Source organism: Streptomyces sp. CC208A (assembly GCF_030010625.1).
GTDB lineage: Bacteria > Actinomycetota > Actinomycetes > Streptomycetales > Streptomycetaceae > Streptomyces.
In genome coordinates this window covers 112,625-124,476 of record NZ_JASCXN010000006.1, presented here as the reverse complement: position 1 = coordinate 124,476, position 11,852 = coordinate 112,625, and the positions used below count along the sequence as shown (strand labels likewise).

At 72.0% G+C, this 11,852-nt stretch carries 11 protein-coding genes; 8 read left to right on the top strand and 3 right to left on the bottom strand.

The features are described from left to right. Positions 1-5 precede the first annotated feature (5 nt). Entirely contained in the window at positions 6-1,004 is a 999-nt protein-coding gene (locus QK442_RS09875; RefSeq protein WP_282693500.1) for a TIGR03842 family LLM class F420-dependent oxidoreductase, read from the top strand. 33 nt (positions 1,005-1,037) lie between these two features. On the opposite strand, the gene QK442_RS09870 is transcribed toward QK442_RS09875, so the two are convergent. Further along, positions 1,038-2,459 carry a multicopper oxidase domain-containing protein gene (locus tag QK442_RS09870; protein ID WP_282693499.1) on the bottom strand — a complete coding sequence of 474 codons (1,422 nt, stop codon included), beginning with the start codon at positions 2,457-2,459 and terminating at the stop codon, positions 1,038-1,040. 601 nt (positions 2,460-3,060) lie between these two features. On the opposite strand from QK442_RS09870, the gene hemG reads away from it, so the two are divergent. The 3 genes from hemG (at position 3,061) to QK442_RS09855 (ending at position 6,165) form a co-directional block, all read left to right on the top strand. Next, positions 3,061-4,458, top strand: a complete 1,398-nt coding sequence (gene hemG / locus QK442_RS09865; protein ID WP_282693498.1) for a protoporphyrinogen oxidase — start codon at positions 3,061-3,063, stop codon at positions 4,456-4,458. A gap of 161 nt (positions 4,459-4,619) precedes the next feature. After that, on the top strand, positions 4,620-5,129 hold the full coding sequence (locus QK442_RS09860; RefSeq protein ID WP_282693497.1) for a hypothetical protein: 510 nt from the start codon (positions 4,620-4,622) through the stop codon (positions 5,127-5,129). Positions 5,130-5,499: 370 nt separating this feature from the next. Beyond that, entirely contained in the window at positions 5,500-6,165 is a 666-nt protein-coding gene (locus tag QK442_RS09855; RefSeq protein ID WP_282693496.1) for a vitamin K epoxide reductase family protein, read from the top strand. A 164-nt stretch (positions 6,166-6,329) separates the two neighbouring features. Here the strand turns inward: QK442_RS09855 and QK442_RS09850 are convergent, their stop codons facing one another. Continuing rightward, on the bottom strand, positions 6,330-6,674 hold the full coding sequence (locus QK442_RS09850) for a hypothetical protein (protein ID WP_282693495.1): 345 nt from the start codon (positions 6,672-6,674) through the stop codon (positions 6,330-6,332). Beyond that, positions 6,671-7,852, bottom strand: coding sequence for an AraC family transcriptional regulator (locus tag QK442_RS09845; RefSeq protein ID WP_282693494.1), 1,182 nt, complete (start codon positions 7,850-7,852; stop codon positions 6,671-6,673). Before QK442_RS09845 ends, QK442_RS09850 begins: the two co-directional genes overlap by 4 nt. 339 nt (positions 7,853-8,191) lie before the next feature. Here QK442_RS09845 and QK442_RS09840 point away from each other — a divergent pair, with 339 nt between their 5' ends. The 4 genes from QK442_RS09840 to QK442_RS09825 all read left to right on the top strand — a co-directional run bounded on the left by QK442_RS09840 (position 8,192) and on the right by QK442_RS09825 (position 11,781). After that, complete coding sequence (locus QK442_RS09840) at positions 8,192-9,106, top strand: endonuclease/exonuclease/phosphatase family protein (protein WP_282693493.1); 915 nt, start codon at positions 8,192-8,194, stop codon at positions 9,104-9,106. A 366-nt stretch (positions 9,107-9,472) separates the two neighbouring features. Beyond that, the gene (locus QK442_RS09835; RefSeq protein WP_282693492.1) at positions 9,473-9,562 is read left to right on the top strand and encodes a potassium-transporting ATPase subunit F; all 90 of its coding nucleotides are present in this window, start codon (positions 9,473-9,475) and stop codon (positions 9,560-9,562) included. Positions 9,563-9,695: 133 nt separating this feature from the next. Continuing rightward, complete coding sequence (locus tag QK442_RS09830; protein ID WP_282693491.1) at positions 9,696-11,069, top strand: potassium transporter TrkG; 1,374 nt, start codon at positions 9,696-9,698, stop codon at positions 11,067-11,069. Next, positions 11,062-11,781, top strand: coding sequence for a TrkA family potassium uptake protein (locus QK442_RS09825; RefSeq protein WP_282693490.1), 720 nt, complete (start codon positions 11,062-11,064; stop codon positions 11,779-11,781). Before QK442_RS09830 ends, QK442_RS09825 begins: the two co-directional genes overlap by 8 nt. Positions 11,782-11,852 lie beyond the last annotated feature (71 nt).

The window sequence follows — 11,852 nt, the reverse complement described above, 5'->3', positions numbered from 1 at the left end:
GTACCTTGGACTTCGGACTCGTCCTGCAGACCGACCCGCCGGCGTCGCAGGTCGTGGGCCTGATGCGCCGGGCGGAACGCAACGGCTTCCGCTACGGCTGGACCTTCGACTCCGCCGTGCTGTGGCAGGAACCCTTCGTCATCTACAGCCAGATCCTCGAACACACCACCAAGCTCCACGTGGGCACGATGGTGACCAACCCGGGGACGCGTACCTGGGAGGTCACCGCTTCGACCTTCGCCACGCTCAACGACATGTTCGGCAACCGGACCGTCTGCGGCATCGGCCGCGGCGACTCCGCCATGCGGGTCGCCGGCCGCAAGCCCAACACCCTGGCCCGCCTCGGTGAGGCCATCGACGTCATCCGCGACCTCGCCGAGGGCCGGGAGGCGGTGGTCGACGGCAATCCGATCCGGATCCCGTGGGTGAAGAACGGCCGGCTGCCGGTGTGGATGGCGGCTTACGGCCCGAAGGCCCTCGCCCTGGCCGGGCAGAAGGCCGACGGGTTCATCCTCCAGCTCGCGGACCCCTTCCTGACCGAGTGGATGGTCAAGGCCGTCCGGCAGGCCGCCGCCGACGCCGGCCGCGACCCCGCCTCGGTCACCGTGTGCGTCGCCGCCCCCGCCTACGTGGGGGACGACCTGGCCCACGCCCGTGAGCAGTGCCGCTGGTTCGGCGGCATGGTCGGCAACCACGTCGCCGACCTGGTCGCCAAGTACGGCGAGCACTCCTCGATGGTGCCGGACGAGCTCACCGCGTACATCAAGGACCGGCACGGCTACGACTACTCCCACCACGGCCGCGCCGGAAACCCGTCCACCGACTTCGTCCCCGACGAGATCGTCGACCGCTTCTGCCTCCTCGGCCCCGCCGAGGCCCACATCGAGAAGCTGAAGCACCTTCGCGACCTCGGCGTCGACCAGTTCGCCGTCTACGCCATGCACGACAGTCGCGAGGGCACCATCGACGCGTACGGCTCCGACGTCATCCCGGCTCTCCGCTGACGTTCGCGCGCCCGGCCCTCCGGCCGCGAAGGGTCATCGGACCCGGAAGGTGGCCATCATGCCCATGGCCGAGTGGTCGAGCATGTGGCAGTGGTAGACGTAGTCGCCTCGGTAACCGTCGAACGTGACGTGCAGTCTCACCGTCTCGCCCGCCGCCACCCGGACGGTGTCCTTCAGCCCGGCCTCGGCGGGGCCCACGGGCCGCCCGCCGCGTTCGAGGACCCGGAACTGGACCAGGTGCAGGTGGAAGTTGTGGGCGGCGTGCCGGTTGGCGTTGGTGACGTTCCAGATCTCGGACGTGCCGAAGGCGACCGTGGTGTCGACGCGATCAGGGTCGTACATCCGCCCGTTGACGAATCCGCGGGGCTCCGGGCGCCCGTCCTCGTCCATGCTGAGGACGATGTCGCGGGTGACGGCGGCGGTGGGCAGGTCCGCGGCGGCCGGAAGGGTGCGCAGGACCGGGGGGACGGAGCTGGGGTCGTCGGCGGTGTGGGTGACGTCGAAGCCCAGGACCTGGGTGAGTCGGTCCGGGAGGTTCGTTCCGTTGTTCTTCAGGACGAGCCGGGTGCCGAGCGGGTAGCGGGAGAAGTCGATGACGACGTCGGCGCGTTCGCCGGGGGAGAGGGTGAGGACGGGCACGGTGACGGGGCGTTCCAGCAGGCCGCCGTCCGAGGCGATCTGGGTGAGCGGGGTGCCGTCGGACAGACTCAGCGAGAAGAAGCGGAGGTTGGAGCCGTTGAGGAGACGGAAGCGGTACTTGCGCGCCGCGACCTCGAAGTAGGGGGTGATCCTGCCGTTGGCGAGGAGGGTGGTGCGGTTCCGGTCGCCCATGGTGTAGGCGAGTCGCCCGAGTTCGTCGAAGCGGGCGTCGCGGATCGTGACGGGGACGTCGTACCGCCCCTTGGGCAGCGGCAGGCGCTGCTCGGCCTCGTCGGTGAGCAGGTAGGTGCCGGACAGTCCGCGGTAGACGTGCTCGGACTCCCTGTGGTGGGCGTGGTCGTGGAACCAGAGCGAGGCGTGGGGCTGCCGGTTGGGGTACGTGTACGTCCGCGAGGTGCCGGGGGCGAAGACGTCCATCGGGCCGCCGTCGGACTCGGGCGGGACGCTCGCGCCGTGCAGGTGGACGGCGACGGGCGCGTCGAGGGCGTTGTGCTGGCGGACGACGACCTGCCGCCCGGAGCGGGCGTGGATGACGGGGCCGGGGAAGTGGCCGTCGTAGGTGAGGACATCGGTGGCGGTGCCCGGGAGGATCTCGGCGGTCGCCCGGCGGATGGTCACCTCGTAGAGGTCCCGGCCGTCCGCGCAGGACGTGGGGCGGAGCACCGGCGGCACCGGCATGGCCACGCTGAAGGCGGGCGGCACCGGGCCGTCCGCCGCGCGTGCGGCACCGGGGGCGAGGAGCGGCAGGCCGGCCGCGGCGAGTGCCCCGCCGAGAACACTGCGACGGGTGATCATCGGATTCCTCCCGGTGGGTGGCAGGCAGGTGACGCCGGGGGAGCGCCGTCCGGCGGGCCGGAGCATCCCCTGCGGTCCAGGTCTAACCGAGCGCGGCGGGAACGGCACACGGGCAGCCGGCGAACGCGGCCCCTGGTGGGGCTCCACGCCGACGGCCCTTCCGCCTTCTCGGGGGGCATATGCGCGGCAGCACGGGCCCTGTCGGTGACGGGCCCTGCCGTCCAGCGGATCGCGAGGCACGGTCCCGCCGAAACGGTGAATCGGGAGGGGCCGGCCGCCTCCCCAGAGGGCCGTCGTCAAAATGGCGGTCCAGTTCGCGTTCCACGACCTCTTCGAGCGCGTGCAGGACGCGGACGTCCGTCCGGGAACCGGGCGTGCGGGGCGGCGGCAGAGTCACGGCAAAGCGGCGGCAGAGTCACGGCAAAGGGGCCTTTCACGGAAGCTCTCGTACCTACGGAGCCGTACGTCACGGGCCCGCGGTGAGGTTCCGATGGGGCCGTTCGGCCCCTTCTGCCGGGATGGACGCCTCGCGTTGACTGCTCGTGGACCTCCGGCCCCGTACCGGAGCGTCCATCGAGCTGTTCTCGCGAAAGGCACGCACATGGCTGGTCAGGTCACCCCGGCACCGGGACACGTCGTCGTGGTGGGAGGTGGCGTCTCCGGTCTGGCGGCCGCCCACCGGCTCACCGAGGCGGGCGTCCGCGTGACGCTTCTGGAAGCCTCCGGGCGGCTCGGCGGCAAGCTGTGGGCCGGCCAGATCGCGGGCGTGCCCGTGGACCTGGGAGCGGAAGCCCTGTACGCGCTCCGGCCGGAGGCGGTCGACCTGGCCCGCGCCGTCGGGCTCGGCGAGTGCCTGGAACCCGCCGTGACGACCTCCGCGGCCCTGTGGAGCCGCGGCGCCCTCCGCACCATGCCCCGCGGCCACGTCCTGGGAGTGCCGGGCGACTGGGCGGCGCTGGAGGGCCTGGTCTCGCCGGAGGGCATCGCACGCATGAAGCAGGACCGCACCCTGCCGCGTACGCCCGTCGGAGAGGACGTCGCGATCGGCGCGTACGTGGCCGAACGGTACGGCAGGGAGGTCGTCGACCGGCTCCTGGAACCCCTGCTCGACGGCGTGTACGCGGGAGACGCCTCCCGCATCTCGCTGCGCGCGACGCTCCCCGCTCTCTACGAGGCGGCCCGGAAGCACGGCTCGCTGCTCGACGCCGTCGCCTCCCTGCACCGCGCGCCGGCGCCCGCCGCGCCCGCCGGCCCGGTGTTCATGGGCATCTCGGGCGGCGTCGGCCGGCTGCCGGGCGCCGTCGCCGACGCCGTGCGCGACCGGGGCGGAGAGATCCTGCCCGACAGCCGGGCCCTCGGGCTGACCCGTACCGAGGACGGCTGGCGGATCCGTACGGCCGGTCGCGTGCTCGCCGCGGACGGCGTGGTCGTCGCCGCGCCCGCCCGGGCGGCGGCGGACCTGTTGGCAGCCGAGAGCCCGGCCGCCGCGGCCGACCTGTCCGGCATCGAGTACGCCTCACCGGCCCTCGTGACCCTGGCCTTCCGCCGCGCCGATCTGCCGGTCCTGCCCGGCGGCAGCGGATTCCTCGTCCCGCCGGTGGAAGGACGCACCATCAAGGCCGCCACGCTGCTGTCCCACAAGTGGCGGTGGCTGCGGGAGACGGCCACCGGCCTCTTCGTGCTGCGCGCCTCCGTCGGCCGCCACGGGGACGAGCGGGCGCTGCACCTGGACGACGCCGAGCTCGTCGAGGCCGCCCGCCGGGACCTGGACGAGATCCTGGGCCTGACCGCCGCCCCGGTGGCCTCGCGGGTCAGCCGCTGGCACGACGGACTGCCCCAGTACGCGGTCGGCCACACCGCGCGGATCGAGCGGATCCGGGAGGCGGTCGCGAAGCTGCCGCGGACGGCGGTCTGCGGAGCGGCGTACGACGGCGTCGGCGTCGCCCACTGCGTGGCGAGCGGCCGGCGGGCGGCCGACGAGCTGCTGGGCGTCGCGTGACGCCGAGTCGGCACCGAACCGTGGGGCCGACCGCGCGGGAGGGCCGTTCGGCCCTGTCGCCCCTCGGGACGAGCCCGGTTCACTTGCTGCGGGCCGAACCGGTCCCGCGCGGCCGCGTGGACGACGCGCCCCGGAACGAGGACGAGGAAACGAGGGGAACGATGATCCTGGCGGTGGGACACGCCGACCTGACCCCGGACACGCTGAAAACCGTCGAGCACGAGCTGCGCGTACGGCAGGAGCGCCTCGGGGATCCGGCGCCGGGACTGGTCCGAGCGGGGGCGGCACTGTCCGCGCCCTTCGGCCGCGCGGTGCGCGCCTCGGGCCGGCGACTCGTCGTACTCCAGCCCGCGCAGGGAGCGGTGCCGACTCCGTCGGCGGCGGCCCAGGAGGTACTCGCGTCGGCCGAGGAGGTACGGCTGCTGCCGTACGACCCGGACTCCCGCGACGCCTGTATGGGGGCCGACGAGGCACTGATCGGCCAGTGCTCCCGGCTGCTCGCGGTCTGGGACGGTTCCCCCTCCAACGGCAGGGACGCCACCGCGCACCTGGTGGCGTACGCGCGCGCTCGCGGAGTACCGGTGGACGTGGTGTGGCCGGTCGCGGCGACCCGTGAGCCGACATGCCGTGCGACGACCCCCAACGGCCCGATGGCCGCGCCCCGTGGGTGAGGCGCGGCCCGGACACGCCGACCGGTGGTGTCCTCCGGTGCACCAGGCCGCGGAGGCGAGCCGAACGCGGCGGGCTTCTGCTCCGACGCGGCCTGGTACCGCGCGCGGCGGACGCGGCGGTGCCCCCCCTGCGGGAGCGGTGCGGCCCGCGGCTCCCGCGTACGGAAGACATGCTGACCGCCGCCCGGGCCGGAGGCTCGTCCGGCGCTCCGCCGCAGGACTCCGGGCAGCCCGTCGAACATTCTTTGCCGGGCCGTTCGGCCCTTGCCGCCCGTGGGACGGACTGACTTCACTGACCCTCGGCCCCATGTCGCCACCACGAGGGCGGGCCACGAGCCCACCCGAGCACCCCCTGAGGCGGAACGACCCCATGACCAGTACCCCCACGGCCGCCCGGCACCGCACCCCCACGACACGGGAGGACGGAGGCGCGCGGCGGATCACGTCGGCGGGTGCGACCGGCGCGTCGCCGGCGCTCGCCCGGCTGCTGATCGTGACCGGCGCCCTCGGCGTCCTCGCCTCCTTCGTGATCACCATCGACAAGTTCGAGCTCCTCGCCGACCCGGGCTTCAGCCCCTCGTGCAACCTCAGCCCGATCGTGTCGTGCACGAACGTGATGACGAGCGACCAGGCGTCCGTGTTCGGCTTCCCCAACCCCCTGCTCGGGCTCGCCGCCTACTCGGTCGTCGCCTTCACCGGCATCGCACTGCTGGCCGGCGCCCGGTTCCGCCGCTGGTTCTGGCTCGGACTGAACACGGGCACGCTGTTCGGCGCCGGCTTCTGCATGTGGCTGATGACCCAGGCGCTGTACGACATCGGCGCGCTGTGCCTGTGGTGCGTCCTGGCCTGGGCCGCGACCATCGCCATGTTCTGGTACACGACCGTGCACAACCTGCGGCACGGGATCGTCCGCGCACCCCGGGGGCTCGTGGCCGGCGTATTGGAATTCCACTGGGTGGTGCCGGCCACCTGGTACCTGGGCATCCTGCTGCTCATCGCCACCCGGTGGTGGGACTACTGGCGGACGCTGCTCTGACCTGTCCGTGGTCGGGGGAGCCGCTCCTCTGCCCGCGCGCCTCGGCGGGTGGATCCGAGGGCGAGTGCCGGCACGAAACGAGGAGGGGACTCGCTGCCCGGGTCTCCGGCCACCGACGCTCCGTCATCCCGGCCGGAGGCCCCGGGGGAGGGGGACACCGTGGGTCACTCCACTTCGGCGAAGGCCGTGATGTCGCCCAGCGCGTCCTCGGCGATTCCCCCCACCACCGGGTCGTCAAGAAGCCTCTCCAGGCAGGCGACCGTTCGCGTGCCGACGATTCCGCGCATCCTTCCGAGATGGCCCATGCAGGTCACCGCCAGCGAGCGCAGCTGAGGGTCGTTGTCCTCTCTCACCTGGTCGAGGAGCAGGCCCTCCAGCCAGTGCCGATCCGGGTCCTCATAGGTGAGACAGAGGAGGGCACGAGTCGCCCGGGTCGGGTCACCACTCGCGAGCTCCGCCAGTTCTCCGACGCGGATCTCACCCGCATCGGTCGGATCTCCGGTCATCATGACTCCTTGACGTCTCCCGACTTGATCTCCACCGAATTGTCGACCGTGTCCTGCCCGTTCGCCGGTTCCGCACTGTTCTCGCCGCGAGAACCGCTCCGCGCCTGCGGGCCATGCCCCGGCTCCCAGGAGAGGGCCGGGCTCGTCCGGCAGACGCCCGGCCGGAGTCCGGTGGGGGGACGGCCGGTCTGCCGCAGGTCGCCGGGGGTGGTGTCGTGCCAGCGTCGGACCGCCCTGCGCAGGGCCCGGGCATCGGCGTAGCCGGTTCGGGCGGCTATGGCGTCGACGCTGAGCACGGTGTCCCGGAGGAGACGCGTGACACGGTCCCGACGCAGGGCCTCCACCTCGCCGCTCCACGTGGTGCCGTGCTCCTCGAGGCGGCGTTGGAGGGTGCGGACACTGATGTTCATACGCCGTGCCATGACGGCCAGGGTGGGGCAGGCCGTCTCGTGGGCGGAGGCCAGCTCGGCACGGAAGACGTCCATCCAGCTCTGCAGGGGAGTCGCGGCGGTGAGCAGGTGTTCGGCGTGGGTCCGCAGCACGGTCGACAAGCCCGGCTGGGTGTGCGGGACGGGGGCCGTCAGATCGGCGGTCAGGAAGGTGATCGAGCTGGTCGGCGCCTCGAAGTCGATGGCCCGGGTGCCGAGAAGCCCGGACAGGACCTTGTGGTCGCGGGGTGCCTGGGCCGCGAGGGTGACCCTGAGGGGGACCAGTTCCCGTCCCGCGGCCTCGGACAGCCGCCGTCGGTAGAGGCCGAGCGCGTAGGCGCGGACGGCGCAGGCCGCCGCATGCCCCAGCTCCCCCTGGTTGTGATGGGTGACCGTGACGTGCCCGCCGTCCACGGCGACGTCGAGGGCGTCCGAACCGGGATCGGCGACGGCGGCGAAGAAGACCGAGGCGTCCTGGATCCCTGCCAGAGGGGTGGGCGCCGCTGCGATCAGGTAGTCCCACACCCCGAACGCGCCGACGGCCGACTCCCGCACGAGCAGTCCTGCCAGCTCGGTCCACCCGACGCGCGCGCTCCCCAGTTCCGCCATGCGGTTGCCGGTGACCGCCGGTATGCGGCACAAGTCGTCGTTCAGCTGCTCCGGGCCCAGCCCCAGCAGGCCGGCGAAATCGTGATCGGGTACGCCGACCAGGCGCGCCGCACGGAAGCCGAGACGTGTGAGAGCGGAGGACATCGTCCCCTGATGCGGGTGAGTGATCACGGAGCCGTAGCCTAGATCACCGAGAAACACCAGCTCATCGCCGTATCACGGCACGTCCCGTCCCCATCGTGGCGTGAGCGGTCCCCCTTGGCGCGCTCGGTCCCTCTCCTGGCGCGAGGCGCCCCGGGGTGACGAGCCGCCCCGGTCCTAGCATGGGGACGTGGGGTCGAGGGCCGGTTCCGTCCTCGGATCGACTCGAACCCGCGGGCCGTCCGTACGACGGCCGTTCACCGTTCCGCGTGCCTGCGTGCCATGGCGCCGGACGACCGTTCACACCGTGACAGGGGAAGAGAAGTGCGCAAGTTGTGGGGGATGGCGGCCGCTGCCGCTCTGGTACTCGTCGGTGCCGCGCCGGGCGGAAGCGCCGCGGTGCCGCCGCCGTCGGGGACGAACCTGCAGGTGCTGGACTGGAACATGTGCGATGTCCCCCGCTGGGGCTGCGGGGAACGGAAGACCGCGCAGAAGGTCGCCCTGCTGAAGCAGAAGGTCCAGGAGAATTACGTCCAGGCCATGCTCCTCCAGGAGGTCTGCCAGAGCACGCTGAGAGAGCTGCAGTCCCAGCTCGGTTCCGGGTGGAGCGTGAACTTCACGCCGTACCACTGGTCGCAGAAGGGCGCGCTGACGGTCAGCCCTTGTGAGACCCTGCCGGGGACCAGCCAGCCGAAGGACGCCAACGACGACGTCGGCACCGCCATCGTGGTGAAGGCGGGCCTGTCGGATCCGGTCCGCTACCCGATGCTGCAGCCGCAGACGGCCCTGGTCCCGCCGTTCCAGTGCGCGACGGCCACCTACTTCGAGGTCCGGCTGTGCAACGTGCACTCCCCGCGCAGCGAGTCGGACCAGGACTTCCCGCAGCTGGACTACCGCGACGACTACCAGCTGGCGGTCAGGGACGTCGTCGAGGAGTTCCCCAAGGTCGTCTTCGGCGGTGACTTCAACACCCGCACGCCGGAGGCCGGGGCGGAGCACGCCAAGGTCTGGAAGCCGGCCGAGCTGTACGGCCTTCCGGGAGAAGCGGGCTACGCCGAGTGCGACCAGCAGAACTACCCGAACCGGCGCACGGGCTCCCCGACACACGACGCCAACATCAAGCTGGACTACGTCTTCAGCAACCTCAAGGGCCGGTGGTGCGTCGTGGAACCGAAGGCCCCCGAGGGCCAGACGAACCTCTCCGACCACCGGTTCCTGATCTACAGCGTGGAGGTGACCCCCGCGGCGTCGGCCTGACGCGCGGCAGCCGGCGGAACCGTATGTCATGTCGCCGCGCATGGCCCCCGGGGGAGGGTCATGCGCGGCCGGTCGAGCAGGAGCCACGCGCCGTTCACGTGCCCCGTCGAAGCGGGGGCCACGGGCCGGGCACGACGGGCGGGCTCTTCATACGGCGCTCTGACGGAGCCCTGACGGCTTCTTCCTCGACGGCGCTCTGACGGATCGTGCCGGGCACACGTCAAAGCCCCGTCAGAATCCCCCGTCGGGGTGGAAGGAGGGCGTCAACGTTCTCCCGGTGCGGGCAGCGGGGGAGGTTTCCTGAGCCGGGCGGATCCGGGCGGGCGTGACCCGCGCGCAAAGCAGGGGCAAAGGAGTTGGTCGTTCGTGAGCGAGGAGAACTGGGTGGGGCTGATCGTGGCCCTGTCACTGGTCGGCTATCTGGCGGCGGCCGTGATGCGGCCGGGGAAGTTCTGAGGGCCGCCCGAGGGGTATCCCGTTCCTCGCCGTGCCCCTCCCGGACCTCCGGGGTAGGGTGACCGCCGCCGGTTCGTCGACGGGTTCCATGCGCCCACCGGCCGAAACGCGGTGAGGTGAGGGAGGCCGACGGGTGGCAGGGCAGCTGGCGAGAGCGCGGCGATCGGTGTTCGCCGTACACCCGGCCCGGACCCTGGTCATGGCCTTCGCCACGGTGATCCTGCTGGGGACCTTTCTGCTCATGCTGCCGGTCTCCTCGCAGGACGGCGGGGCGACCGGCTTCGTCACGGCGCTGTTCACGGCCACCTCCGCGGTCTGCGTGACCGGCCTCGTCGTGGTCGACACCGGGACGTACTGGAGCGGCTTCGGCGAGGACGTGATCCTCGCGCTGATCCAGGTCGGCGGCTTCGGCATCATGACGATGGCCTCGCTGCTCGCCCTGCTCGTCTCGGGCAAGCTGAGGCTGCGCATGCAGCTGACGGTCCAGGCGGAGACGAAGAGCTTCGGCATCGGAGACGTACGCCGGGTCCTGCTCGGGGTCGCGGGAACCACCCTGGCGGTCGAGCTCGCCGTGGGAGCCTGGCTGGCGCTGCGGCTGCGGTTCGGTTACGACCGGTCCATCGCCGACGCCGCGTACTCCGGGCTCTTCCACGCGGTCTCCGCGTTCAACAACGCGGGCTTCGGCCTCCACTCGGACAACCTCACCCCGTACGCGCGGGACCCCTGGATCACGCTGCCCGTCGCCCTGGCGGTCATCCTCGGCGGAATCGGCTTCCCCGTCCTCCTGGAGCTGCTGCGGCACAGGACCCGCCGCAGGCTGACCGGACGGCGCAACTGGACGCTGCACACCCGGATGACCCTGGTGACCACCGCCGCGCTCCTCCTGACCGGCATGCTGTTCACGTGCCTCCTTGAGTGGGGCAACCCCGGCACCCTGGGGCCGCTCGACTGGAGCCAGAAGCTCCTCAACGGGTTCTTCCACTCCGCGATGAGCCGCACCGCCGGGTTCAACGCCATCGACATCGGCGCGATGGAGCCCTCGACCCTGCTCATGACCTGCACGCTGATGTTCATCGGCGGCGGCAGCGCGGGCACGGCCGGCGGCATCAAGGTCACCACCTTCGCCGTCCTCGCCGCCGCCATGCTGGCGGAGGTGCGCGGCGAGCCGAACTCGACCGTCATGGGCCGACGTCTGGCCCCGCACGTGCTGCGGCAGGCGCTGACCGTCGCGCTGCTGGCCGTGGGTCTGGTGATCGGGGCGACGCTCGCCCTCCTGACCGTCTCCTCGGCGCCCTTCGAAGGGGTGCTGTTCGAGGCGGTCTCCGCGTTCGGCACCGTCGGCCTCTCCACCGGCATCACCGCCGACTTCCCGGACTCCGGGCAGCTCGTGCTGATCCTGCTCATGTTCGTCGGCCGGCTCGGTCCGGTCACCCTGGTCTCCGCGCTCGCCCTGCGCGAGCGCACCCGCCGCTACCAGCTACCCGAGGAGCGACCCGTCATTGGGTAACTACCTGCACTCCCTGCGCCGGCGTCGCCGCAAGCGGCTCGCCCAGCACTATCCCGAGATGGGCGACCAGCGGGTCGCCGTCATCGGCCTGGGCCGTTTCGGCAGTTCCCTCGCCCTGGAGCTGACCCGGCGGGGCTGGGACGTGCTCGGCATCGACACCGACCCCGCGCTCGTCCAGCGCCACGGCGACGCCCTCACCCATTCGGCGGTCGCCGACTGCACCGACCCCGAGGTGCTGCGCCAGCTGGGTGTGCACGAGTTCACCAGCGCGGTCGTCGGCATCGGCACGGACATGGAGGCCAGCATCCTGATCGCCTCCAACCTCCTGGAGGAGAACGTCCCCAACATCTGGGCGAAGGCGATCAGCCGCCAGCACGGCCAGATCCTGGAGCGCCTCGGCGTGCATCACGTGGTCCTGCCGGAGCACGAGATGGGCGAACGGGTGGCCCACCTCGTCACCGGCCGCATGCTCGACTTCATCGAGTTCGACGACGACTACGCGCTGGTGAAGACCGTCGCCCCGGACAGCGTCACGGGTGTTCCGCTGGGGCAGAGCGGCGTGCGGAGCAAGTACGGCGTGACGGTCGTCGGGATCAAGCGCTCCGGCGAGGACTTCACCCACGCCACCGCCGAGACGGTGGTCATGAGAGGGGACGTCGTCATCGTCACCGGCAAGACCCGCGCGGTCGAGGCGTTCGCCGAAATGAGCTGACCCGGGCACAGGGCCCCACAGGGCCCGGCCGCACGACCCGGCCGCACGACCCGGTCACAGGGCCCGGCGTG